This window comes from Planktothrix sp. PLAVEN19ND (assembly GCF_057220675.1).
On the sequence record NZ_CM170132.1, the window covers coordinates 3,932,877 to 3,959,447 of the forward strand.

Annotated in this window: 20 protein-coding genes and 1 pseudogene; 12 read left to right on the plus strand and 9 right to left on the minus strand. The window is 41.3% G+C overall.

The window, feature by feature from the left end:
- Positions 1-29 precede the first annotated feature (29 nt).
- Positions 30-1,334, minus strand: a complete 1,305-nt coding sequence (locus AC2D3N_RS16910; protein WP_484691557.1) for a glutamate-5-semialdehyde dehydrogenase — start codon at positions 1,332-1,334, stop codon at positions 30-32.
- Positions 1,335-1,548: 214 nt separating this feature from the next.
- On the opposite strand from AC2D3N_RS16910, the gene AC2D3N_RS16915 reads away from it, so the two are divergent.
- The 4 genes from AC2D3N_RS16915 (at position 1,549) to AC2D3N_RS16930 (ending at position 6,067) form a co-directional block, all read left to right on the plus strand.
- Positions 1,549-2,682: a glycosyltransferase family 4 protein gene (locus AC2D3N_RS16915; RefSeq protein WP_484691558.1), complete on the plus strand. Its 1,134-nt coding sequence runs from the start codon at positions 1,549-1,551 to the stop codon at positions 2,680-2,682.
- A gap of 181 nt (positions 2,683-2,863) precedes the next feature.
- The gene (locus tag AC2D3N_RS16920) at positions 2,864-5,428 is read left to right on the plus strand and encodes a GAF domain-containing protein (RefSeq protein WP_484691559.1); all 2,565 of its coding nucleotides are present in this window, start codon (positions 2,864-2,866) and stop codon (positions 5,426-5,428) included.
- A gap of 61 nt (positions 5,429-5,489) precedes the next feature.
- Complete coding sequence (locus AC2D3N_RS16925) at positions 5,490-5,687, plus strand: hypothetical protein (protein WP_484691560.1); 198 nt, start codon at positions 5,490-5,492, stop codon at positions 5,685-5,687.
- Complete coding sequence (locus tag AC2D3N_RS16930) at positions 5,684-6,067, plus strand: type II toxin-antitoxin system VapC family toxin (RefSeq protein ID WP_484691561.1); 384 nt, start codon at positions 5,684-5,686, stop codon at positions 6,065-6,067. The genes AC2D3N_RS16925 and AC2D3N_RS16930 overlap by 4 nt, the downstream gene beginning before the upstream one ends.
- Before the next feature lie 83 nt (positions 6,068-6,150).
- On the opposite strand, the gene AC2D3N_RS16935 is transcribed toward AC2D3N_RS16930, so the two are convergent.
- Positions 6,151-6,792: a hypothetical protein gene (locus tag AC2D3N_RS16935; RefSeq protein ID WP_484691562.1), complete on the minus strand. Its 642-nt coding sequence runs from the start codon at positions 6,790-6,792 to the stop codon at positions 6,151-6,153.
- A gap of 104 nt (positions 6,793-6,896) precedes the next feature.
- Between AC2D3N_RS16935 and sbcD the strand changes: the two genes are divergently transcribed.
- Positions 6,897-8,117 (plus strand): exonuclease subunit SbcD, encoded by a 1,221-nt coding sequence (gene sbcD, locus AC2D3N_RS16940; protein WP_484691563.1) that lies wholly within the window; start codon positions 6,897-6,899, stop codon positions 8,115-8,117.
- Positions 8,118-8,122: 5 nt separating this feature from the next.
- Here sbcD and AC2D3N_RS16945 read toward each other — a convergent pair whose 3' ends face one another.
- Positions 8,123-9,400, minus strand: coding sequence for a CBS domain-containing protein (locus AC2D3N_RS16945; protein ID WP_484691564.1), 1,278 nt, complete (start codon positions 9,398-9,400; stop codon positions 8,123-8,125).
- Between the two features lie 151 nt (positions 9,401-9,551).
- Between AC2D3N_RS16945 and AC2D3N_RS16950 the strand changes: the two genes are divergently transcribed.
- From AC2D3N_RS16950 to AC2D3N_RS16960, 3 genes are all read left to right on the plus strand, one after another.
- A complete protein-coding gene (locus AC2D3N_RS16950; protein ID WP_484691565.1) occupies positions 9,552-11,414 on the plus strand; it encodes a hybrid sensor histidine kinase/response regulator in 1,863 nt (620 codons plus the stop codon).
- 380 nt (positions 11,415-11,794) lie between these two features.
- Positions 11,795-13,285 carry a trypsin-like peptidase domain-containing protein gene (locus AC2D3N_RS16955; RefSeq protein ID WP_079678443.1) on the plus strand — a complete coding sequence of 497 codons (1,491 nt, stop codon included), beginning with the start codon at positions 11,795-11,797 and terminating at the stop codon, positions 13,283-13,285.
- A 68-nt stretch (positions 13,286-13,353) separates the two neighbouring features.
- Positions 13,354-13,953: a PPC domain-containing protein gene (locus tag AC2D3N_RS16960; RefSeq protein ID WP_484691566.1), complete on the plus strand. Its 600-nt coding sequence runs from the start codon at positions 13,354-13,356 to the stop codon at positions 13,951-13,953.
- A 31-nt stretch (positions 13,954-13,984) separates the two neighbouring features.
- On the opposite strand, the gene AC2D3N_RS16965 is transcribed toward AC2D3N_RS16960, so the two are convergent.
- Both AC2D3N_RS16965 and AC2D3N_RS16970 read right to left on the minus strand, forming a co-directional pair.
- Positions 13,985-14,188, minus strand: coding sequence for a hypothetical protein (locus tag AC2D3N_RS16965; protein WP_484691567.1), 204 nt, complete (start codon positions 14,186-14,188; stop codon positions 13,985-13,987).
- Entirely contained in the window at positions 14,160-14,333 is a 174-nt protein-coding gene (locus AC2D3N_RS16970; protein WP_484691568.1) for a hypothetical protein, read from the minus strand. Before AC2D3N_RS16970 ends, AC2D3N_RS16965 begins: the two co-directional genes overlap by 29 nt.
- Positions 14,334-14,441: 108 nt before the next feature.
- On the opposite strand from AC2D3N_RS16970, the gene tmk reads away from it, so the two are divergent.
- The 3 genes from tmk to AC2D3N_RS16985 all read left to right on the plus strand — a co-directional run bounded on the left by tmk (position 14,442) and on the right by AC2D3N_RS16985 (position 18,431).
- On the plus strand, positions 14,442-15,086 hold the full coding sequence (gene tmk / locus AC2D3N_RS16975; RefSeq protein ID WP_079678440.1) for a dTMP kinase: 645 nt from the start codon (positions 14,442-14,444) through the stop codon (positions 15,084-15,086).
- 15 nt (positions 15,087-15,101) lie between these two features.
- Complete coding sequence (gene holB, locus AC2D3N_RS16980; protein ID WP_484691569.1) at positions 15,102-16,064, plus strand: DNA polymerase III subunit delta'; 963 nt, start codon at positions 15,102-15,104, stop codon at positions 16,062-16,064.
- 126 nt (positions 16,065-16,190) lie between these two features.
- Entirely contained in the window at positions 16,191-18,431 is a 2,241-nt protein-coding gene (locus tag AC2D3N_RS16985; protein ID WP_484691570.1) for an FUSC family protein, read from the plus strand.
- A 69-nt stretch (positions 18,432-18,500) separates the two neighbouring features.
- Here the strand turns inward: AC2D3N_RS16985 and AC2D3N_RS16990 are convergent, their stop codons facing one another.
- The 4 genes and pseudogenes from AC2D3N_RS16990 to gor form a co-directional block, all read right to left on the minus strand.
- On the minus strand, positions 18,501-21,404 hold the full coding sequence (locus tag AC2D3N_RS16990; RefSeq protein ID WP_484691571.1) for a DUF4912 domain-containing protein: 2,904 nt from the start codon (positions 21,402-21,404) through the stop codon (positions 18,501-18,503).
- 241 nt (positions 21,405-21,645) lie between these two features.
- Positions 21,646-22,092, minus strand: a complete 447-nt coding sequence (locus tag AC2D3N_RS16995) for an ARC6/PARC6 family protein (RefSeq protein WP_484693769.1) — start codon at positions 22,090-22,092, stop codon at positions 21,646-21,648.
- Between the two features lie 618 nt (positions 22,093-22,710).
- Positions 22,711-23,950, minus strand: a pseudogene (locus AC2D3N_RS17000) (J domain-containing protein); the annotation flags it as partial.
- A gap of 202 nt (positions 23,951-24,152) precedes the next feature.
- Complete coding sequence (gene gor, locus AC2D3N_RS17005; RefSeq protein WP_484691572.1) at positions 24,153-25,499, minus strand: glutathione-disulfide reductase; 1,347 nt, start codon at positions 25,497-25,499, stop codon at positions 24,153-24,155.
- A gap of 176 nt (positions 25,500-25,675) precedes the next feature.
- Between gor and AC2D3N_RS17010 the strand changes: the two genes are divergently transcribed.
- Positions 25,676-26,560, plus strand: coding sequence for a calcium-binding protein (locus AC2D3N_RS17010; RefSeq protein WP_484691573.1), 885 nt, complete (start codon positions 25,676-25,678; stop codon positions 26,558-26,560).
- Positions 26,561-26,571: the final 11 nt, after the last annotated feature.

Here is a 26,571-nt window from a genome sequence, read left to right on the forward strand (position 1 = left end):
AACAGTATAACCTATTACCGATTACGATATTATAAATCTCGATGGGTAAACGGTTTAGCGTTACTTCCAGAATAGGTTTCTACAATATGCCCGTCCCCAATCACTTGATATTTATAAGTGACTAATCCTTCTAAACCAACGGGGCCGCGGGGGGGCATTTGTTGGGTACTAATTCCTACTTCTGCACCAAAACCATAGCGAAATCCATCCGCAAATCGAGTCGAACAATTATGGAAAACACCCGCAGCATCGACTTGATTTAAAAAGGTCTTGGCGGTGGTTTGATCTTCTGTTATAATGGCATCGGTATGACCGGAACCATAGGTATTAATATGGGCGATCGCTTCTTCTAAACTCTCAACAATTTTAATCGATAAGATTAAATCACTATATTCCGTTGACCAATCTTCCGCCGTTGCGGGTTTAATATTAACGATTTTTAAGGTTTTCTCATCCCCCCGTAATTCAACATTTTTCGCCTGTAAAGCCGTTACCACTTCTAATAAAAACTCCGAGGCAATATCTCGATGAACTAATAGGGTTTCGACCGCATTACAAGCAGCAGGATATTGAGTTTTCGCATCAATTGTAATGGCGATCGCTTTTTTAATATCCGCCAATTTATCAATATAAATATGACAAATTCCTTCGGCGTGACCCAAAACAGGAATGCGAGTATTATCCTGAACAAACTTTACAAAAGCATTAGAACCCCGAGGGATAATTAAATCCACATAATCATCTAACCGTAATAATTCTAAAATTTCCTCTCTGGTGGTTAAAAGTTGAACTGCATCGGGATTAATCGCCGTTTGTGATAATCCTTGACGAATGGCTTTAACCAAAACTTGACAAGAATTAATCGCCTCTTTTCCGCCTTTTAAAATAACTCCATTTCCCGATTTTATTGCCAAGGCAGAAATTTGAATCACCGCTTCCGGGCGAGCTTCAAAAATTACCCCTAAAACTCCTAACGGACAGGTAATTCTTTTTAAAATTAACCCCTGATCTAATTCTCGATGAATTTGCACCACTCCCACCGGATCGGGCAATTTAGCAACATCTCTTAATCCGGTAATGGTACTATTTAATTTAGTCAGATCAAATTTGAGACGATTATATAAAGGTTTAGCAATTCCTTCAGCCTCAGCGGCACGACAATCGGCTTCATTGGCCGCAATAATTTCCGATGCAGCCGCTTCTAAAGCCTGAGCAACGGCTTCAATAGCTTGATTTTTTTCTGCTGTTGATAATATCCCTAATTTCTGTGCTGCTAAACGAGTTCTTACAGCAAGTTCAACTAAAGGAATAGAACGGGTTTCCGAGACTATCATTGTTAAAATTTAACCCCAAATTAGTCAAAAATCACTATTTTTTATCATAAGTCATCAGTCATCCGTTTATTAACCATAACCCATTCCCCATCACGGATTTAAGAGGATTACGCAGATTAAAATCCGTGAAATCCGTGCAATCCTCTTAAATCCGTGATCACGAATAATGAGATGATGGGAAAGCTCGGACTATTGACATCAGTGTATAGCTTGTATGCGAATCGCTCTTTTCACTGAGACTTTTTTGCCCAAAATAGATGGGATCGTGACGCGGCTGTGTCATACGGTGGAACAGTTACAACGGTTGGGAGATCAGGTTTTGGTGATTTCTCCGGCTGGGGGACTCACGGACTATAAAGGGGCTAGAATCTATGGAGTGGAAGGGTTTCCCCTACCCCTGTACCCGGAGTTAAAATTAGGTATTCCCCATCCGGGTATTGGTGTGCAATTAGAAAAATTCCAGCCCGATCTGATTCATGTGGCGAATCCAGCGATTTTAGGGTTAGGGGGTTTATATTATGCCAAAAAATTAAATATTCCTTTAGTGGCATCCTACCATACCCATCTTCCCCAATATTTGCACCATTATGGCTTAGGACTTTTAGAGGAGGTACTCTGGAGTATGTTAAGAGCAGCCCATAACCAAGCCCAATTAAATCTTTGTACCTCAACGGCGATGGTACGAGAACTACATGATCATGGGATAGAAAGACTGGATTTGTGGCAGAGGGGAGTGGATACGGAGATGTTTCAACCTTCTTTAGCTACTGTGGAAATGCGCGATCGCCTCAGCCTGGGACACCCGGACTGTCATCTATTACTCTATGTCGGTCGTTTGGGGGTGGAAAAAGAAATTGAACGAATTAAACCCATTTTAGAGAAAATTCCCAATACCCGTTTAGCCCTAGTAGGCGATGGCCCCCATCGTCAAGCCCTAGAAGCCCATTTTCAGGGAACTCCCACCCATTTCGTCGGTTATCTGCGAGGAAAAGACCTAGCCACAGCCTACGCCTCCGCCGATGCTTTTATTTTCCCCTCCCGTACTGAAACCCTGGGATTGGTGCTATTAGAAGCTATGGCCGCCGGAACTCCCGTGGTCGCAGCCCGGTCAGGGGGGATTCCCGATATTGTTACCGATGGTGTGAATGGCTACTTGTTCGATCCGCTTCAGGAAGATGGAGCAATTACCGCGACTCAACGGTTATTTTTCAATCCCCAGGAAGGGGAAACTCTGCGCCAAAATGCCCGTTTAGAAGCCGAACGTTGGGGATGGGCCGCGGCCACCCAACAGCTACAACACCACTATCAGGAGATTCTCTACCGTTACTCGTTTCCCTCCGTTGCCTAGTATCCACCAGAAATTTTTGATTCAAGACAGGGATGGAAGCCATGACCATCCGTTGTCTGTTATTATCTAGTCAATATATTAATATGTCCTAGTTGGGAAGGTTTTATTCTATTCAAGCTACTTAACGTTCTCTAATCAAAGTTTTTCATTTCAAATCCCTCACCCAAACTATCCCCTTCCCATGACTTTTTCTAATGCTGGTAGCATCTTAGCTACGCTGACACAAGTGGATCGTATGGGCCTATTGGCGGCGCGTGTTAAACATCTGCCAATTGGGGAGTTTATTTGCATTTTAGATTTTATTACCGCAGAATTTCAGCAATTTCTCCGGGCAATTGATCTGATTAATAATGAAGGAATCGAAACTCTATTAGAACAATTGCTCGATGCCTTTACCCTCAAAATTGGGCAAATTCTGCAAGCTGATCGCACGACAATTTTTTTAGTAAATCGTGAAAAAAATCAACTCTGGTATACGAAAATTCAGGAAGAAACTGGACTAGCAAAAGAAATCCGTTTACCAATGAATTCGGGAATTTTAGGTTATGTTGCCCGCACGGGTAAAGGCATGAATGTCACCGATGCTCATAACTGTGAATTATTTGATGTGGATGTGGATGAACCCCCAGGATATTATGCCCGCACCATTCTGTGTATGCCAATTTTTAGTAGCCAAAATCCAGAAGAATCCGTGGCGGTGGTACGGTTATTAAATAAAGCTGAAGATGCAGAATTCACCGAAGAAGATGAACAACAATTTAGAGCTTTTGCTGATTCGATTGGGATTATTTTAGAAAGTTGTCAATCGTTTTTTGTTGCTGCCCGAAATCAACGGGGAGTTGCCGCCTTATTAAAAGCCACAACCACTTTAGGGCAAAGTTTGGATTTAGAAACCACCTTACAAGCGGTGATGGAACAGGCGCGGGATTTAATGCAGGCCGATCGCAGCACCTTATTTTTATTACAAAAAGAAACTCAAGAATTATGGACAAAAGTAGCAAATGCCGATGGTTCAAAAATGATAGAAATTCGGATTCCTGCTAATCGTGGGATTGCCGGATATGTGGCTTCAACGGGTCAAGTTTTGAATATTCCCGATGCCTATTGTGATCCTCGATTTGACCCCAACACTGACCGCAGAACTGGTTATCAAACCCGAAATATTTTATGTATGCCAGTGTTTAATGCGGCGGGGGAATTAATTGGGGTAACTCAGTTAATTAATAAGAATAAAGGGAGTTTTACTAATTCCGATGAAGAATTTTTAAGGGCGTTTAATGCTCAGGCGGGAATTGCCTTACAAAATGCCCAGTTATTTGAAAATGTCATGGTGGAAAAGCAATATCAGAAAGATATTTTACAAAGTCTTTCTGATGTGGTAATTTCTACGGATTTACAAGGAAAAATTGTGACGATTAATGATGCGGCTTTGGAATTATTGGGCTGTCCGAAACCACAAGTTGGCGATCGCTCCATTCGTCAATATTGGGAAGAAAAATTAGCCGGACGTTATGTTTGGGAAGTCCTACCAATTGACAATTTAAGATTCCGTTTGGAAGATAGTCTCCGCCATGCCGCCCGTCACTATGTTCCTGAACAAAGTTTAACCGTCGGTTTAATTAAACAGGAAGAAACTCAAGGAGATGTCATCCAAACTACCTATATTTTAGGCATTCCCGATCACTCCAATTCGGAAATTTATCATCCCTGGGGAGAACCCACAGACCCACAACCCAACACTATAACCTATCCTAAACAGCAAGTTCGACCAATCGAGCGCAGTATTAATTTAACCGTTAATCCCCTGACTAACCCCGAAGGTGGAGTTAGGGGGGGGTTAGTGGTTTTAGAAGATATTAGTCGGGAAAAACGGATGAAAACCACCATGTATCGCTATATGACTCCGGGGGTTGCCGAACAGGTTATGGCTTTGGGAGAAGATGTTTTAATGGTGGGAGAACGCAAGGAAGTGACAATTTTATTTTCCGATATTCGGGGTTATACAACATTAACAGAAAATTTAGAAGCCTCCGATGTGGTGGCATTATTAAACCAATATTTTGAAACTATGGTAGAAGCGGTTTTTTCCCATGAAGGTACTTTAGATAAATTCATTGGGGATGCCTTAATGGCGGTATTTGGGGCTCCCCTTCCTCTGCGGGATAATCATGCTTGGATGGCGGTAAAATCGGCTTTAGATATGCGTCGCCGCCTGAAGGAATTTAATCAAATGCGACCCGATGAACCGCAAATTAGAATCGGTATTGGCATGAGTTCGGGGGAAGTGGTATCGGGAAATATTGGTTCACAAAAACGCATGGATTATACCGTTATTGGGGATGGGGTAAATTTAAGTTCTCGCTTAGAACAAATTACTAAACAATATGGTTGTGATATTATTATTAGTGAGATGACTTATCATTTATGTCAAGATAAAATTTGGGTGCGGGAATTGGATCGAGTGCGGGTGAAAGGCAAGAATCAGGCGGTGAGTATTTATGAGTTAATTGGCAATCGTTCAATTGCTTTAGATGACCAGGTACAAGAGTTTTTAGATTGTTTTAATCAAGGGAGAATCGCTTATTTAGCGAAAGATTTTAAACAAGCAATTCGGATTTTTGAAGAAGCGAAAAAAATGCGCCCTGATGATCGGGCGGTACAAATTCATTTAGTGCGATCGCAACAATATTTACAGACTGCTGTTCCTGAAGAATGGGATGGAGTATATACCATGACAACAAAATAAATAGTAGCACCTAGTTGGATTATAATTAAATTATTACCCTAACAAATAGGAGCATCAATAGATGGCTATTATCAAAATTTCTAAAGATTGTTTGATTAGTGAAGATCAAGATTCAATTACTTTAAATTTGCCTGATGATTGTTTAAAAACTGATCAGACTATAAATTATGATAAAATTGCTCAAGTTAGAGGAATTTTGAAAGCTAAGAAAAAGGATTTAATTGCCCATACTCAAAAACTACGTCAGGAGTGGGAATGAAATATCTTTATGATACCAACATTTTTATTGACTATTTTGCTGATGAGGGAGCAATTATTGAATGGTTTACTGAAGATTTTTTAACTAATAATCAAGTTATAATTTCAACCATTATCAAAATGGAATTATTATCTTATTTAGGATTATCTGTTAAAGAAGATAAAGCTATTAGAGAATGTTTAGAGCAGTTTGACAATATTTTTATTAATCCTAAAATTGAGGAAATAACTATTCAAATCAGAAAACAACATAAAATTAAACTGCCCGATGCTATTATTGCTGGCACGGCTTTAGTAGAAAGGGCAGTTTTGGTTACTCGAAATATAGATGATTTTCAAGGAATTTCAAGTTTAAATATAGTTGATCCTTTTACTAATTAATGAAATCATTCCATTAATTATATACAGGATTTAGACAACTGAACTCCTGATTTTTGTTTAATTTTAAATAACCAACAACCCAACTACTTTCCTTGTCGTTTAACTTCCTGTTCAATCTGGTTAGGAATATTGTCTATTTCTGTCGATAGTTTTTCCAAAGATTTTTCCACCTTTTGATGTAGTTCGTTCATTTGATGTTGTTGTAAATTTCCCCATTGGGGTAATTGATTAATAAATTGTTGCAGATCCACAATCACATGGGTTAAACTATTAATCTGGTCTAACTCCGGCCGTTTTTGGAACGCTTGCACAACAATTTCTAACTCCGATTGCATCATGCTTAATGTTTTTTCTAATAGATTTTGACGTTCTAATAAATTTTGAATCACTGCCATTAAAGATTGCAATTCCTGAGCCAATTGAGGATTGGGATTTAAAGCAAGTCCCGAAGATATATTTAAAGTGGAGATCGTTCTCTGTAACTGATCCATGAGTTGATCTAAATCAGCTTGATGTTGCTGAGTTAAACTTTTATTTGTCGCACTATTTTTCCGAATTTGTTGGGCTAATAATTGACGATTAAGCCAATTTAATCCCAGAGCAAAGGCACCCGGAATTGCTGCATAGGTGATTGATTGTCCGGTGAGCAGACCAAAGGAACCGATAATTGCTGCAATAATAAAAATTAATTCGACGAGTTCCGGCCATTGCTTTTTATTAAACATATTATTTGTATTAATTATTAAATTCAAAGGGCTAGGGGCTAGAGGAGTTGAGACTAGGAAAGCAATAATTATACTATAATTGATCAACTTTAGTAAACTCAGTAATGATTAAAATATTGCATCTTTCGGATATTCATTTGGGAAGTGGTTTTTCCCATGGACAAATCAATCCTGAAACTGGCTTAAATACTCGCTTAGAGGACTTTACCGCCACCTTGGGGCGTTGTATTGATCGAGCGATCGCAGAACCCGTGGATTTAGTCTTATTTGGCGGAGATGCCTTTCCTGACGCGACTCCCGCCCCCTATGTTAAACAAGCCTTTGCTGCCCAATTTCGACGGTTAGTCGATGCAGAAATTCCCACGGTTTTATTAGTAGGAAATCACGATCAACATTCCCAGGGACAAGGAGGAGCCAGTTTAGGGATTTATCGCACTTTAGGAGTTCCCGGTTTTGTAGTTGGGGATAGTTTAGCAACCCATACCATTCAAACCCGCAATGGCACAATTCAAGTTATTACTTTACCTTGGTTAACTCGGTCAACTTTATTAACTCGTCCTGAAACCGAAGGACTCTCTTTAGAAGCAGTAAATCAACTCTTAATTGACCGTTTAACCGTCGTTTTAGAGGGAGAAATTCGGCAGTTAGACCCCGAATCACCCACTATTTTATTAGGGCATTTGATGGCAGATAAAGCCAATTTAGGAGCGGAACGGTTTTTGGCTGTTGGTAAAGGATTTAATATTCCCCTGTCCTTGTTAACCCGCTCTTGTTTTGATTATGTTGCCCTAGGTCATGTCCATAAACATCAAAATCTGAATCGGACTAATGATCCCCCTGTTATTTATCCCGGAAGTATTGAGCGAGTGGATTTTAGTGAAGAAAAAGAAGACAAAGGATTTGTTTTAATTGAAGTCGAAAAAGGTCAAGTTAAATGGCAATTCTGTACCTTACCTGTGCGATCTTTTTGTACGATTAAAGTAGATCTTTCTAAATCTGATGATCCTCTCCAAACCTTAATTAAAGTGATTGAAAAAAATCACATCCAAGACGCAGTTGTTAGGTTAATTTATCAACTGCGTTCCGACCAATTAGATTCCGTTAATAATACAGAATTACACCAGCTTTTGAGTGCCGCCCATAGCTACACTATTAAACCCGAATTAGTTAGCCAATTAGCACGACCCCGTTTGCCTGAATTGGATTCTGGAAGTAGTATTGATCCCCTGGACGCACTGAAAACCTATTTAACCAGTCGGGAAGATTTACTAGGACTTCAAACCGAAATGATCGAAGCGGCTCAACTGCTATTAGCGGGAGAATAATAGCATTAAGATTCAGGCGGGGGAGAATCATTCCGGTGTTTTAAAGTTTGTTCAATTAACTTAATTAAACTTTGACTATTGGAGTCTGAATTTATTTCTTTCCCAGGAGTATAATCAAAGAATTGAGTCAACTCAGGACTAATATTTTTAGCTTGTTCTACAATTAAAACAATCAAATTAGGATTATAATTACCAATGAGGTGTTTTAATTCCTTCATCACCATTTCCACTCGTTCTAACTGCAAGGAAACCGAGCGAGAAATACCAGACTGATTTTGAGCAATATCTTGGAGTTTATGAACATGAAATTTAAAATGATTAGCCATCTTATTCATTTGCTGATTAATATTTAAAATTTGATTCAGCATTTGATTGATTTCTGTATTAATTTGATTAAATCCTTGGGGTGTAGATTGGGATTGATAAGCGACAATCGATCCTTTGACAGCCAAATGACGAATTTGTTGGAGAATTTTACTACTTAAATTACAAGCGGAGTGCATCGAGTCTAAATCATGAGCAATAGACGTGCTGATCTCTTGGATGTAATCGGTATTAGAATTAATGGAATTAGTATTGACAACAATTTCATTAAAAGATTTGTTTGTTTCCTTAATAACTAGCTGACTAATTTGCAAAAAATCTTCATTAATCTCAGTAATTTTTTTGGCGGTTTCAAAAATTTCCTGTTGTTTGACTTTTAAAAAATCCTCATAATTTTTCTTGATGATTTCTTGTTTATTTTGATAATATTTACTGCATTTTTTAACTTTGTTTTTTTCGTTTTTGATAATATCAAAAGATTGTCGAATTTGAGATTGTTGTTGTCGAATAATATTCTGAGCATGATTTAACAGTTGATTTTGAGCTAATAACAGCACTTGCACATCAATAATCCGAAAAATTGTATGTCCAGAAACAATCACAATCGGCTCATAAATTAATTCTTTAGATCGATTTAATGCACTATTAACAGCATCTGCTATTTTAGAATTCTGATCTAATAATAAAGGGGGAGTTCTGAGATAGTCAAGAAGCACTCGAATAGGACTGTTAAAATAAAGATTTTCCCGCTGTGGGGTGTTCATTTGTTCTCGAAACTTTGCTCGTGAAATCATTCCTAAGAAACGAGTTTCATCCATGACGATTACTCCGGGTAAATTAGGGTTTTGTGCGAAGTTCTGAGCAACAACTTTTCCTAAAGTAGTAGAACTGACTCGAAAATCATGAGAAAGGACAGAAGCTAAGGTAGAATCAAAAGTTATGGAAGATGGGCTGCTCATTCACTTTAGCGGTTTGGCGCAAACAAGGGTGATTCTAAGATCATATTGATCACATTGGATTATTTTGTCAAGTTCAGCAGCCACAAACTCGTTAATAGCTACGGCTTTTTTCCTCCTCCCCTATTCTTTAGAGTAACGGTTCTATAAGCCTGTGGACGATGTTTTATATCAGCAACTGCAACAAGAGCGACTCTTAAATCAAGTTACGACTCAGATTCGTCAGAGTTTAGATTTATCGGTAATTTTATCAACGGCGGTTGAACAGTTGCGTCAATTTTTATTAGTAGATAGATTGATAATTTATCAATTCAATATCCAACAGCCATTAGAATTAGAGGATTATACAAGTGATTTTGACCAGGAAAAGCAGCCCGATTTTATTCAAAAATTAAATTTAGACTGCTTCCCTGGAAAAGTAACTTACGAAGCTCGTTCTTCTGATCAAATTATTTCTGTTTTAAATACATCTGAGGAGCAAGATTGTTTAAAGTATGGCTGTAATCTTCAGGATAAATATTATCACGGTTTTATTCAGTCCGTTTCTGATATTGAGGATAATTATAATAATTCCCCCTGTTTTATTGAATTTTTAAAACAATTTCAAGTCCAATCAATATTAGTGCTTCCGATTGTGGTTCAACAGGAACTATGGGGGTTATTAATTGCTCACCAATGTTTAGAACAACGTCAGTGGAAAACCATAGAAAAAAGGTTTTTAAATCAAATTACCCAACATTTATCCATTGCAATTCATCAAGCCGAACTTTATGCCCAAGTTCAACAACAAAAACAAACCCTAGAACAACGAGTCCTAGAACGAACCGAAGCCCTCCATGATGCCTTATTAGGGGCGCAATCTGCAAACGTAGCTAAAAACCAATTTTTAGCGACTATGAGTCATGAATTGCGAACGCCCTTAACCTGTGTGATTGGAATTTCAGCCACTTTATTACGCTATTCGGGGGAAAAACAAGTCGAGAAGCAACTGTCCCCTGATAAGCAACGGGGGTATTTAAAAACAATTCATGATAGTGGAGAAAAATTACTAGAACTGATTAATGATATTTTGGATTTATCTCAAGTAGAAGCTGGAAAAACAGTTCTCCAAATTAGTGAATTTTCTTTATCAAAATTAGCTAATCAAGTGATCAAAACTTTCCAAGAAAAAGCTAAAAACCGTCAAATTGAACTCATTAATGAGCCGCAAATTAAATCCAATCACAACTTGTTTACTGGAGACTATAACCGGATTCTACAAATTTTATTTAGTTTATTAGAAAATGCTATAAAGTTTACACCAAATGGAGGGAAAGTCACCCTAAAAATCAGAGTTGATCAGAATACAGTGATTTTGCAAGTTAAAGATACCGGAATCGGTATTCCTGATGATCAAAAATCCCTGCTATTTGAGAAATTTCAACAGTTAAATTCGAGCTATGACCGTCAGTATGGAGGCGCGGGTTTAGGTTTGGCTTTAACTAAACAATTAGTAGAATTACATGGAGGAGTGATTCAATTTCAATCCCAGGTGGGAGTAGGTTCTATCTTTACCGTCTATTTACCATCTTTACCCCTAAATTCTAAACTCTCCCAGGATGAAATTGCCCCATCACCCTTAAAAACTTCCCTCCCTTCGGTTTATCTTAATTTTCCCCATCGCAAGTGTGTTTTAATTGAAAATGATGAAGAAACAGCGACTTTAATTTGTGATTTATTAACCGCAGCCGGATATCAAGTGGTTTGGTTAATTGAAGGATTTACCGCCGGGCAGCAAATTAAATTGTTACAACCGGATGCTGTGATTATTAACCTCCATTTAGCCGGACAAATCAGCTATGAAATTCTGAATCAACTTCAGGATAAACCCGAGACCCAAAAGATTAAAATTCTAGCATTAACCCATGAAAGTTCCTGTCCCGAATCTAAACTTTATAAAAATTTAGAAAATTATGATTGTTTAGTCAAACCCATTAAACCCGATGAATTGTTGAATAAATTGGGTTATTTAGTTTAGTTAGTAATTATTTGTAGGGGCGGGTTCATCGAGATTTAAGTGATTAACAAAGATCTAAAAGAACCCGCCCGTACCCGAAATCAGTTAACAGTTAGCAGTTAGCAATTATTAGTTAGTAGTTATTGGTTATTAGTTAGTAGTGTGAGAGTGAATTGATGAACGAATGAATTCTGGGGTGATTACCCATTCTCCCCCAACAACCGTTAAAATCAGAAGTTGAGGTGCGAGGAAAGCCAGGGATTAATTCTTGTGTCCTTTGGGTAAACTGTTGATTAAATCTACAACTGAAGCGGTAGACCTGCCCCGCTTCCCCTGGGAGATGCCACCAGAGCCTCTCAATTGATTAAACTTTAGGTGGGATATCTAGTAGAACTGAATTAATGAATTTTTTATCTTTGCGATTAACAACATTTGGACTGTTGACCATTGGAGCCTTAATTCATGTTCCGGTTGCCAATGCCAACCTCTCAAAAACAATTTCTCCTGTCCCCCCATCCTCCCTTCCTTCTAAGGATTTAATCTCTAATTACGGCTTTGATTCTCCCCTAATTTTGGCAGCCGATAAAACAGAAGAAGAAACCAATATTAAAGTCTATGAAAAGGCAAGTCCCGCCGTGGTTTCCATTGATACCAAAAAAACCAATGGCAGTGGAACCATTATTAGTTCCGATGGTTTCGTGTTAACCAACGCCCATGTGGTATCCGGCGGAGGTACCGTCACCGTCACCCTGGCCGATGGCCGCAAGTTAGAAGCGGAGGTCATCGCCTTTGGAGAACCCGGACTTGATTTAGCCGTGCTGAAAATTCACAATATTCAAAACTTACCCACCATTCCCATTGCCCGTCCCAATTCGGTGAAAGTGGGTCAACGGGCTTTTGCCATTGGTAACCCCTTTGGCCAATTCCAAAACACCTTAACCGTAGGAATTGTTAGTCGTTTAGACCAAAACCGTAATTTAATTCAAACCGATGCGGCAATTAATCCTGGAAACTCCGGTGGCCCCCTGCTCAACAGTGCTGGGGAATTAATTGGGGTGAATACGGCGATTTTTACCCGGGGTCAGGGCGGAGGCAATATTGGTATTGGTTTTGCCATTTCCGTTGACCGGGTTCCGCCATTTTTGCAAGAGGTGAAAGAGGGACGGGCATCTCGCACCCCGACGGCGGAAACCCCGGCGTTTGAAAAGGAAAATGCCAAACAGATTCAATTAAATGGCCCGGAAGTTACGGATACTTTGAAACAGGGGGATGAAGTTTTACCCGTTGATAATAGTTTTTATCATGTTTATGCCTTTGAGGGAAAAGCGGGTCAACAGGTAACAATTGAAATGAGTAGTAACGAGGTGGATTCCTATTTAATTTTGTTAACAGAAGATGGAGAGGAGTTAGCTCAAGATGATGATGGGGGAGGAGAGAAAAACGCCAAAATTGTTACCACTTTACCAACGGATGGAACTTATCTTTTATTAGTCAATTCCTATGAAGCAGGAGAGGCAGGAGTCTATCGTTTACGCTTGAAAGCAACAGAATCCTCCTCCAGTTCGGGAACCGGTCAACTTATTTTAAATGAAACAGGAGTCTTAGAAAATCAGGATTCTGTTTTATCATCCGATGGCAGTTTGTATGATGAATATACTTTTGAAGGAAAACAGGGACAGTCTATTTTAATTCGCTCAGAAAGTCAGGATTTTGATTCCTATTTGGCATTATTTGATCCCAAGGGAAAATTAATAGCTGAAAATGATGATGCCAGTCAGTCTGATAAAAACGCAGAAATTCGGGTGACTTTACCCGCCACAGGTCGGTATAGAGTGGTGGTCAATGCTTATGATAAAACAGGTCGAGGTCAGTATTTATTAACTGTCCGTTAGCGACCCCATAATTCCACTTACCCCGAAGTTTCCCCCTATTCCCTATTCCCAACTATACTGAGGTTTTTATGCAATCAATGTTAATCTGGACAACAACAATGGGTGTATTGGCGGTGCTTCAGACCCCATTATTCGATGTTCTAAAGGTTTCTAATTCCTATCCCTTGAGGGGTTTAGTCCTTGAAAAAGTTGTCGCCCAAGAAACCCCTAATCCTCAACCCTCAGCTAGTCCTGAACCACAGGAAACCCCCGCCCCCACCACAACCCCCAGTCCTGAACCCCCGACACCCTCACCGACAACTCCACCCAGTCCTGAACCCGCTCCAAAACCTACCCCTCCGGCATCTGCTCCTCTATTATTAGAAAAGCAAGGTGAACTCAAAGAAGGAGATCAAGTTTTAGCATCTGATAAGAGTTTGTATGATGAATACACTTTTGAAGGAAAAGAAGGTCAGCAAATCACCATTTTATTAGAAAGTTCTGAGTTTGACGCCTATCTTGCCCTGTTTAATTCAGATAATGAATTACTGCAAGAACATGATGATATCAGTCAAACCAATTCCAATGCTGAAATTACGATCACTTTACCCAAAACCGGAACCTATCGAGTGATTGTTAATGCTTATGATAGTAAAGGTAGAGGAAAATATTTACTCAAAATCAAGTAAATCAGGGAGACGTGCCCTGGGTGCGTCTCTACTACAAGGCAATACTTTCTAATAGTACCCAATGGCGATTATCAATAATTAATTGGCTGATTTGTTCAAAGATTTCTCGACAGTGATTATGGCTTTGTAAGGGTAGGGATTCATTTTTAATAAAAACCGTCATTTTAGTTTCGTCTATCATCGCAGTGGCTGTGTCAAAAACGATTTCAGCAATCACTAATTGATTCACGCTCACTTGACCAATATTTTCCCTGGCAATAATAGAAACTTGGTGTTTGATAGGTGATTTCTAGGTTACAGGATTCTAAAATATCAATCATCATCGGTACGAGATCTTCGAGACCAACATTAACAACAAAAAAACCAGTGTAGCGGGCCATAGGGAACTCCAGATGTGCAATAAATTAATTAGAACTTCAAAGGGAATAATCCATTCCAGACCTTATCATATTTGCATAACCTTTTGAAGACCAACAGATAATTAACAGATGCAGGGAAAATTAATTGTTTTTGAAGGAGTTGAAGGAGGGGGGAAAACCACTCAAATGCAACGTATCCAAGGGTGGTTACAAGGTCTGATAGATACCCCTGTGATCATCACGAGGGAGCCCGGAGGCACCCTATTAGGCCAGGAGTTAAGACGGTTATTATTAGAATATCAGGGGGAGGAACCCATCCAGAATCGGGCGGAATTATTAATGTATGCTGCCGACCGCGCCCAACACGTTGAGGGATTTATCAAGCCTTTATTGGATCAGGGAAATATTATTTTGTGCGATCGCTACACCGATTCAACGATCGCCTATCAAGGCTATGGTCGAGGTTTAGATCTCAATTTAATTCATCAGTTAAATCAAATTGCCACTCAGGGGTTAGAAAGTGATTTAACCCTATGGTTAGAGATTGATGTGGAAATCGGACTCGCCAGAACTCGAAATCGAGGTAAAATGGATCGGATGGAACAAGCTAATTTGGAATTTCATCGGCGTGTACAACAGGGGTTTCAACAATTAGCTGAATATCACCCAGACCGAATTATACCAATTAATGGGATGTTAAATCTTGATCAAGTCACAGAAACAATTCAATTAATTTTAACTCAAAAATTAACAGCCTGGGGATTCGCAATTTAAGGTGATCAAAATAAAATGAATACCTTTTTTGACCAATTAATCGAACAACAAGCCGCCATAGAGTTATTAACCCAAGCTGTAGCCCAAAATAGAATCGCTCCAGCCTATTTATTTGCCGGGGTTGATGGCATTGGTCGGACATTAACTGCTAACTGTTTTATTGAATTTCTATTTTGCCAAAATTCCGATAAACCTGTCAATCAAAAACAGATTCACTCTCGAATTCAACAGAAAAATCACCCCGATATTTTATGGGTAGAACCCACCTATTTACATCAAGGAAAACGACTTTCTGCCAAGGAAGCCACAGAAGCTGGAGTCAAACGGAAAGCCCCCCCTCAAATTCGGATTGAACAAATTCGAGAAATTAGTCAATTTTTGAGTCGTCCTCCCTTAGAAGCCTCCCGGTTAATGGTAGTAGTTGAACACGCGGAATCCATGCCGGAATCCGCCGCCAATGGACTTTTGAAAACCTTAGAAGAACCTGGAAAAGCTACAATTATTTTAATAGCACCCGGCATTGATTCTTTATTACCAACATTGGTTTCTCGCTGTGCTAAAATCCCCTTTTATCGGTTAACCGATACAGGGATGATTCAAGTCCTAAAACGCCATAATTTTGAGGATATTCTATCCCATGCGGAAATTTTAGCCATGGCACAAGGAAGCCCAGGACAAGCAATTTCCCATTGGCAACAACTACAAACCATTCCTGTAGAATTTTTAAATAAAGTCAAAAAGCCTGCCTCTAATTTAAGATCGGCTTTAGAGTTAGCAAAGGAAATTAGCCAAACTTTGGACAGTGAAGCGCAACTCTGGTTAGTTGATTATTTACAACATTGTGATTGGCAAGATCAACAAAAAACCGGAATTATTGATCAAACCTTCTTAAAACAGTTAGAAAAAACTCGACAATATTTATTAAGTTATGTTCAACCTCGATTGGTTTGGGAATGCACATTAATGAGTCGATTTTGAAAATATAAGAAATAGGCAATATAGCAGTCGCCACATCTATTAGGACATTCTTGAAAGCTAAAAGCTGCTCACAGTAAGTATTTACCTATTGCCCATTCCCTATTCCCTCTTGCTATATAATTCCTTATGACTAAAACATTTTTAAATCCACAATTTAGTTTTCTATTGAAACCTAGTGGAAATCTAAAATCAGCAAGGGCTTTGAGATTAACTATTGCCCTATCTGTTGCGTTAGCCGTTGGAAAATTAACTGGTCATTCTGATATTGGTTTTTATGTGGGTCTGGATAGCTTATTTTTTCTGTTGAGTGATACTGGGGGCTTTTATTGGACTCGGGCTATTTCTCTATTATTTACAGTTTTGGTTTCCACTTTATTTGTTGCTTTGGCGACCTTAGTTTCACATATTCTATTCCTCAAACTCATATTTTCATTTTGTAGTTTATTTTTAGTGGGCTATATCAGTTTATATGGACATCCAGGAGTTTTGTCGGGAATAGTAATTGGTTTGTTTACTTTATTTACCCTAAATCTACCCTCTGGAGGTTGGGAAATTGTCAGTGAAAGAGTGATTATTTGTCTAATAGCTGGAACTTGGACAATGGTATTGTGTTTGGGTATTTGGCCATTAAATCCCTATCTTCCCTTAAAAAAATCAATTAGTCAGTGTTATCAAGCTATTGCAAAATATATTAATCAAGCTAAGAATATATCTGAATCTCAAGAATTAAAACAAGTTATTCAAGTACGAGAAACCCTACAAAATGCCCGCCAAGCCTGGACATTAGACCGAAAATTAAGATTAGGAAATACGAGGTTAGGGGAATCAGCTATTATTTTAATTCAGGATGCGGATAATTTAATCACATCCATTGTTACGGTAATAGAATTAGTCCAGCTTCATCAACATGATCCTCAATTTGTCACCGTCCGTATTTTAGTCAATGATGCCTTAGAAAAAATTGCTTTATTTTGTCTAAACTTAGTCAAACTTTTGTGGAATAAATCGATTAATGTTAATACAGATTACTTACAATCTATTGTAACAGCGATCGCCCAACAAAAACAACTCCAACAAAAAACCATAGCCGATCATGCTGAAGATTATCCGGCTTTGGTTGTCATAGAACGCATTATTTCTACCTTAGAAACCATTATTATTCAATTAGATTCTACCGCATCTACTGTCATTCAAATCAAAAATAATCAATCGATTAATCGTATCCCAAAAGACAAAATTTTATCCGCAGAATCAGAATTATTATCAGGAAGTAAAACCCCATCTTGGTTTGATCCTTTACGAGATAATTTTACCTTTGACTCCAGCTTTTTTCGTCACGGACTCCGGTTAAGTATCATGATCACGATTGGGGTAGCTATTTATAGTATAGCAGAACTTCCCCAAGGAAATTGGTTAACAATGACTATTTTAGTGGTTTTACAACCTAGTTTTGGCAATACCTTTCAACGATTTTTTCATCGGATGTTAGGAACAATTTTAGGCGCAATAATTACCCCTATTTTTTGGTTACTGATTCCCAGTCAATTAATTTTACAAACCATTAGTTTAAGTTCAATTGTGATTGGATTTTCTTTAATTCCTTTTCATTATGGTTTATCTGTGTTTTTCATCTCTATATTTGCCATTGGAACAGAAATGAGTAGACAGGGGGGAGATTGGCAAGTTGCAATGATTCGTTTTCTCTGGACTTGTGTGGGGGCAGCCTTAGCTTTTGTGGGGGCATTTTTGTTATTTAGACCCAATGAAAAAGAACAGTTATCGGTTAAATTAGTGAAAGCAATTTCCGCCTCTTTAGATTACTTTAATGCGGTTTTATCGGTTTATTTAGGAACCGTCCCCTATGATTTAAACCTAATTATTAAACAACGACAAAAAACCCGTTTAGCTTATTTTAATGCTCAAGCAGCCTTACAACAGTTAAGTAGTGATCCGAATACCTCGGCTACGGATATTGAACCGAAAATGGCACTATTAATTTATTTACACCGATTTAGTCGTTCTGTAAGTGTTTTATTCGCACAACTTGAGCATTTTAGCGGCACTGAACCCCATCCTGAACTAGCGAATTTTGTTGAACAAGTCAATCAATTTTTTCTCCCTCTAATTAGCTCTATTTTAACCGGAACTTTACCGCCTGCCTTACCTACTTTTGAACCTTCAATTCAAGCCATACAAACCCACCTACAAACCTTACAAGTAACTCGCCTGCAAGAATTTGCTACCGATCAAGACTATACCCCTACCCGTCAAATTTTAAAAGATTATACCATTTTAGGCATCGAACTCAATCAAATGCTTAATTCCCTCAACTCTATTGATTCTACCGTTGTGCGTTTAAACCAATAAAAAACCCCTCACATCAGATCGAGGGGGCATAATTTCTGAAAACTATATTGTTAACAGTTTGATTTCAAATTAATGAATCCATTCGGGTATCGCTTCTTCTTTCGTATTAGTCCGACGTTCCGGGGTTTCACGCACAAACTTCAGATGGACAGAACGGGTTTGTTCTCCATCGGCGGCTACGGCGAAAATCGGGAAGTCGAGTAAACCATCTTGGAAAGACATCTGTAAACGGAATGTACCATCGGAGTTCAGTTTAATCGGACGTCCGCCAATGGTTAAGTTAGCACTAGGTTCGGTCGCGCCATAGACAATTAGTTCAGCATCCGCTACTAACCAGAATTCCCGAGGGCGAATGGGAGGCATGGAAGCACCCATCCCGATACCAGACATTCCCATCCCGGACATTGTATAGCCGAATCCGGCACCGGACTCTGTATAACCCACACCGGATTGAGTATAACCCACACCGGATTGAGTATAGCCCAATCCCGCCCCTGACTCCGTATAACCCACACCCGATTGAGTGTAGCCAATACCGGATTGGGTATAACCCACACCCGATTGAGTATAGCCAACACCCGACTGGGTATAGCCCAATCCCGCCCCTGACTCCGTATAACCCACACCCGATTGAGTGTAGCCAATACCGGATTGGGTATAACCCACACCGGATTGAGTATAGCCAACACCCGACTGGGTATAGCCCAATCCCGCCCCTGACTCCGTATAACCCACACCCGATTGAGTGTAGCCAATACCGGATTGGGTATAGCCCACACCGGATTGAGTATAGCCAACACCCGACTGGGTATAGCCCAATCCCGCCCCTGACTCCGTATAACCTACACCCGATTGAGTGTAGCCAATACCGGATTGGGTATAGCCCACACCCGATTGAGTATAGCCAACACCCGACTGGGTATAGCCCAATCCCGCCCCTGACTCCGTATAACCTACACCCGATTGAGTGTAGCCCACACCCGATTGAGTATAGCCAACACCCGACTGGGTATAGCCCAATCCCGCCCCTGACTCCGTATAACCTACACCCGATTGAGTATAACCCACACCCGATTGAGTATAGCCAACACCCGACTGGGTATAGCCCAATCCCGCCCCTGACTCCGTATAACCCACACCCGATTGAGTGTAACCAATACCGGATTGGGTATAGCCCACACCCGATTGAGTATAGCCAATACCCGACTGGGTATAGCCCAATCCCGCCCCTGACTCCGTATAACCTACACCCGATTGAGTGTAGCCAACACCCGATTGAGTATAGCCAACACCCGATTGAGTATAGCCAACACCCGATTGAGTATAGCCAACACCCGACTGAGTATAGCCAACACCCGACTGGGTATAGGCCAATCCCGCCCCTGACTCCGTATAACCTACACCCGATTGAGTGTAACCAATACCGGATTGGGTATAACCTAATCCCGCCCCTGACTCCGTATAACCTACACCCGATTGAGTGTAACCAATACCGGATTGAGTATAACCAATACCTAGACCCACACCAGACAGGCCCATACCCGACTGGGTATAACCTAATCCAGCCCCTGACTCCGTATAACCCACACCCGATTGAGTATAACCAATACCAGATTGGGTATAACCAATACCCAGACCCACACCAGACAGACCAATACCCGATTGGGTATAACCTAATCCAGCCCCTGACTCTGTATAACCCACACCCGATTGAGTATAACCAATACCAGATTGGGTATAACCAATACCTAGACCCACACCAGACAGGCCAATACCAGATTGGGTATAACCTAATCCCGCCCCTGACTCCGTATAACCCACACCCGATTGAGTGTAACCAATACCGGATTGAGTGTAACCAATACCTAGACCCACACCAGACAGGCCAATACCCGATTGGGTATAACCTAATCCAGCACCAGACTCCGTATAACCTACACCCGACTGGGTATAACCAATACCAATACCCGACTGGGTTTGTCCAACACCGGAAGTGGTGTAACCTACACCCGATTGAGTGTAACCAATACCAATACCCGACTGGGTTTGTCCAACACCGGAAGTGGTGTAACCCAAACCGACACCAGACTGAACTTCACCAACTCCAGAAGCCCAAATTCCCACGCCGGAGGGGAAAATAAAAGAACTCACAGCCTTTTCGGGTTTAACAACTTGGTGCATCGAACCAAAGAGGGAACCCGCAATCCGTTTAGCTTCTGTTTCCTTGGATAACCCAAATAGATCGCTATGAACCCCGGCAAGGACATAGGATTTTTTGGGGACAGGGAACTCATAGAAGGTTTTCCCCTGTAATTCTTCTTCCCAAGAAACGGTAATAAACTGATCGTCAATCCATTCTGCGGGATAAACCGGAGGAATCCGAGTCGCCGCAGAACGAGCTAATTCTAACCACCGACCGTCAACACAGCGATAACCAATTTCAACAACATAGTCGCGATCGCTGACCGGAATCGGTAAATACCATTCCCGCGCCAACTCATCACAGGGATATTCTTGAATACTATGGGGACTTTGAGAGTCCAAATCAATATCAGTAACATCATAAATCCGCAGGGCTAACTGTTGTCCCCCTTGGCGTCGAAACATTTCCTTCTGTTCGTTAGAAACGTCCCAGTAAGTATAGGCAGATTCAGGATCTCGGGGCATCATCACAATCTGGCTTTCACCATACCCACCGGGTAAGTCAGCTAAACCCTCATCCACGGAGGATAGGGAATCAGCTATCTGATAGTTCTGACCGACTAGAGAAAACTTTGCAACTTCCACTTGTTCTTGTGCCTCCAATGCGCGAGATGGATTAGGGGTTCCAAACTTCTGACTTTCGATTTCCTCGATAGCTTCTAAAAGCTGAGATTTACGCATTCGACTATAGCGAGAAATGCCATATTCACTTGCTACCTTGCGAAGTTGCCGCAGTGTCATAGTTTCTAAAGGTGGGCGTTCCTTTGACATAAAAGAGTGATCTCCATTGGCTTAAACAGCAGATTGATAACTCTGTGGAAATTCTTCGGGATCATGGGGATCGCTTGATTACTCACCATATTGCAGAAAATATTAAGTTTGGTCAAGGGGTAAATCAATATTGATGAGTAAATATACACAGTTTTCGGGATTATGGGGATCATTATGTCATGAATCCCTGACATTTGGAGGTAAAAAAAACCTCTTTGGGGATCAAAGAGGGATATTTCCATCAGCGAATCACTTGCCAATCTTCAATCCGCCAAGCTCCATCCTTACGAATCAAGCGATACTGAATCTGTAAAGAGGCATCCTCCGTGTTTTGGGCCTGACCGCGACTAAAAAACTGGGTTTGTTCCTGAACATTGGCGATTGCGAGAGCTTGGTTAGGATTAGCCTGATCAATCTGGACTTCACTGACTTTCACGTTGTGTTTGTAAGTGCGATAGGAACCCTCTTGTTTCATGTTTTGTGACATAGCCACCCAACGGGCCAAGGCCGGATCAACTAATATTTCCCGCAGACCCTCAACTCGATACTCTGGCCCTAGGGCGGCGGATTTTGCCGATAACCATTGATTCAGTTTGGCTTCCGCCACTTCTGGAGTGATTTTTTCCGGTTCGGCGGTGACGGGTGTTGGTTCAGGAATGGGTAAGGGAGGCTGGCTCAACTGCACCATCGCCTGTTCCCCTTTCAAAGTTGGCCCAGACCAGCCTAAAACATCGGCAAAGGCTCCCAAAACCCGGGAGAGTAAGAACCACAGCAACCACAGTCCGAATAACCCTCCCAGACCCAGAATTAATAACCGACGCCATTGACTAGAATCATTTTTCCGTTGAATCCGACGCAGACTACTGCTGCTATTGGCAGAGCCAGAAGCGGTTTTTGGGGAAGGAGTTGGCGGGACATGGGCTGACGCGGTCGGGTCTGGAAGCGGTTGGGGGGCCGTTTCGGACGAACCGCGACGGGAAGATTCAGGAATTTTGCGACTTCCCTGTAAGGAGGTTGCGGTAGAACCCGGTTCTACCGCAGTCCGCACACTGGCTGGGGGGGGTTGGGAGGGGGCTAAGGGTTCTTGGAGACTGGCACTTGATACCCCCCTAGCAGCTAAAGTCGCCGTTAAAGCGTCTAAAGAAGCCTGGGTGAGTTGGGAAGTTTCCGTTGTAGTTGGGGTGGTGGACTTTGAGGCAGAACCCGCGGCCGTCGTCGGACGTCTCGGTTGCACGACCACCCACTCATTAGAAGGACTGCCCGTTTCATTGGGTAGGGCTTCCAGATAGGCCTGGACATGGGGATCGGCAAAATAATCCTTCAAGGACACCGACTTATCCAGCAAATCCCGAAAATGGGGAAATACCTCATCCTGTAACCAACTTTCGGCGTAGAGACATAACCCGGGTAACAGGTCGGGGGAATTCTGGGAATTTTCTCGGATAAAAGCAATGGGTTTCCCGTTCCTGACTTAATTCTAGGGAACGACTGGCTTCTTCGGTTTGCCCTAATAGTAAGGCACAAACAGCCTTTTCTAAATGTACATCTTGCCGTCGGCCCAACTGCATCAGCATCAATTTAGCCTTGCGAATTAGGGCGGGTTGGGCTTCAGCAAATCCCTGGGCAATTAAGGCATAAACCGCTAAATAGGTAGCCACGGCCGAAGGGCGACGGGCTTCGGTTTCAAATAACCCCTGTTGTTCGGTGGTGGTCATGTAGCGACGGAGTTGCTGCACAAACCGCAGAAAGTCCTCCACACCTAAACCCGACCCGTCATCCCCTTGACCATCAATTCCGCCGCGTTCGTGGAGCATTTCTCGAAGGAGTTGCAACCCTTTTCGACGTTCTGCGGCTTTTTCTAGGGGGAGTTGGAGTAATTCTAAAATCCGATAGGGACGGAGTTTGTAGAGATCCGTTTGCATTTCACCTCTTAAACTGGCAAATAAGCTTTCCCTTAATAATAGATTCTGTCCAGCTTCTAAGGAAGAAGCGGCATTTTCATATTGTCCTTGTTGCCATTGTTCTCGACCCAGTTCTAAATAGGCACTGGTGACGGTTAAAACAATATCGGGAACAATTAGGGACGCTTCCCCAAAACGGCCATCTTTGAGGCCAATACTGCCCGTATTCAAATAGGGGTGACAGAGTTTCACCACCAATTCATATTCCCCCAGTTCATGGAGGAGTAATAAAGCTCCCACAAATTGTTGATCTTCAATCTCAATACTGGGGGTATGAGCATCGATCACGGGTTCGAGGGCGGTGGATTCGGGGCTGGCCCGTTTCCCAAAAGCCGGAGTTTTGACTTCTGATTCGGGTTCGTAGGTTTTGGCTAGAAACCCCATATCATAAGCATTTCGCTGATCGGCATCCGATAAAATAGCATAGGCTTCATCAATCAACTGTTTGCGCGCAGCGATCGCTACATCAGAATACTCCCGTCTCGGAAGTTGCAAAGTGCGATCGCGGTGCGCTTGCTTCAGTTGTTCTGGAGTTGCTTGAATCGGTAAGCCTAATATTCGGTAATAATCGAGTGGAATACGCACGGGCAACTTCCCCAACGGTGAGAAACTGATTTAGCCATATTAGCAGGAAATGGCGGAATGGGAAGAACCTAGAGGCATCTATAGCACTACCCATTACAGTAGAGACGCGCCATGGCACGTCTCTACTAAATCTCTGCAAACTCATTGAATGCTTACTATTCCCTATTCCCCATTCCCTATTCCCTATTCCCTATTCCCTATATCAACGCAGGGTAACAAATTCTTCTCCACTACTCGGGTGAATTCCCATGGTGTTATCAAAGTCTTTTTTGGTCGCTCCCATATTAACTGCGATCGCTACTCCTTGAATTAATTCCGCCGCATCTTTTCCCACCATGTGAGCACCTAAAACCCGATCGGTATTTGTTTCTACAATTAATTTCATGAATACCTTATCTTCCGATCCGGTAAAACTATGGAACATGGGACGAAAACGGGCCGTGTAACATTTAATATTATCCCCAAATTTTTCCCGCGCTTGGGTTTCTGTTAAACCAACTGTGGCAGCTTCGGGATAGGAAAAAACTGCTGTAGCAATATTTTCATGGGTAATAAATCGGGGTTGATGACCAAATTCCGTATCCGCAAAAGCCCGTCCTTCGGCGATCGCCACGGGGGTTAAATTCATCCGATCGGTACAATCTCCCACGGCAAAAATATTAGGTTGATTTGTACAACTATCCGCCGTGACTACAATTGCTCCTTTTTCGTTAACTTCTATCCCGGCATTTTCTAACCTTAATCCGGCTAAATTGGGTTTACGTCCGGTGGCACAAAGTAGGGCATCTACGGTTATAGATTTTGAGTTTTTCCCCTTAAAAAATAACTTTAATCCGGCTTCGGTCTTTTCAATTTTTTTAATTACTTTTTCGGTTAAAAACTCAATCCCATGACTCGCCATCCCCGATTGAATATTATTTCTAATATCCTCATCAAACCCATGTAAAATCAAATCTCGGCGAATAATTTGGGTAACTTCACTGCCTAATCCTTTGAGAATACTGGCAAATTCTACCCCAATATAACCCCCACCCCAAACAGCAAATTTTTGAGGTTGTTCTGGGAGTAAAAACATTTCTCGGGAGGTAATACTATGTTCAATACCGGGAATATCGGGTTTAACCGCTTCTCCACCAACCGCAATTAAAATTTTATCGGCGGTTATTTTTTTATCGCCCACTTCTACCGTATGGGGGTCAATAAATTTAGCATAACCAGAAATGAGTTCAACTCCGGCTTTTTGTAAAAAACTAATATGCAATTGACTTAACCGTTTGACTTCCGTATCAACGGCCGTAATTAACTTATTCCAATCAAATGTAGGTGCAACTTCTCCCCATCCGTAACCCTGAGCATATTGGTACATATAGGAAAATTGGGAAGCATAAACCATTAATTTTTTAGGAACACAACCCCGAATTACACAGGTTCCCCCCACTAAATCATGTTCGGCGATCGCCACTTTTGCCCCATAGGATGCCGCCCGTTTTGAAGAAGCTAATCCACCAGAACCTGCACCAATCACAAACAAATCATAATCATAACTCATCTTTTTTATGACCCTTTAATATTCATCTGTTCAATACACATCAAATTATAGGGGCTTTTCACCAGGGATAGGAAATAGAGAATGGGGAAGGTATAAAATCTTTTGTGAACAAGGGACAAAATCACTTATAAATTGGGTAATCCTATAATAGAGTTGATATTCTCAGGTCAAACAATATGCAATCAGAAATACAACCCCTTAGCATCCGAGAGCCCAGACAAGTCGGGGAAGATCATTTGAATATTTCCGTGATCTCTGAACCCTTAACACCTAGTGACCTGCTATCAGGGTTATTCCTATTAACAGAAAATGCCGATACCGTTGAAATTGCCCCCGGAGTGCTTCTTTCTGGATATCCTAACGGGTTAGCCGCCTTGGGGGGAGATGATTATGTTCGCGGCTCCACAGACCCGGAAGCAATGAGGGGAAATCGGGGAAATGACACCCTCGAGGGTCAAGGGGGAAATGATAACCTGTGGGGGGGTCAAGACCCTGATGTGCTTTACGGAGGTACGGGGGATGATCTGCTCAGTGGCAATTTGGGCAATGATTATCTGTTTGGAGATGCAGATAATGATTTACTCCGAGGGGGTCGAGGGGATGATGCCTTAGTGGGTGGGGCGGGAAATGATACCTTGATCGGTGATTTGGGTGTGGATCGTCTTTGGGGCGGTGAGGGGGCGGATGTCTTTGTTCTGCGTACCGATACGGCGACTCCTGCAACGCCGGACTGTGGTTGTGGTAATGTTGATGGTCTTGATGAGATTACCTCGGATTTTATCCTCGATTACAATAGCGCCCAAGGGGATAAAATTGGCTTGACGGGGGGGTTAACGGCTAATGATATTGTGTTAACCGAAAAAACCATTACCTATGGCGATCGCCGAGATTATGATAGTAGTGGCCCTTTCCCCCTCGGTCAGATTAGAACTTTGGATTTTCAAATTGAATCTGCATCGGTGACAGTAATTACAGAAGCCAAAACCGGGAATGTTTTAGGTTTAGTCAAAGGAGTTTCACCCGCACAACTTCAATTTGTCTCTTTTTCAGATAGTATTTAAGGGAACGGGGA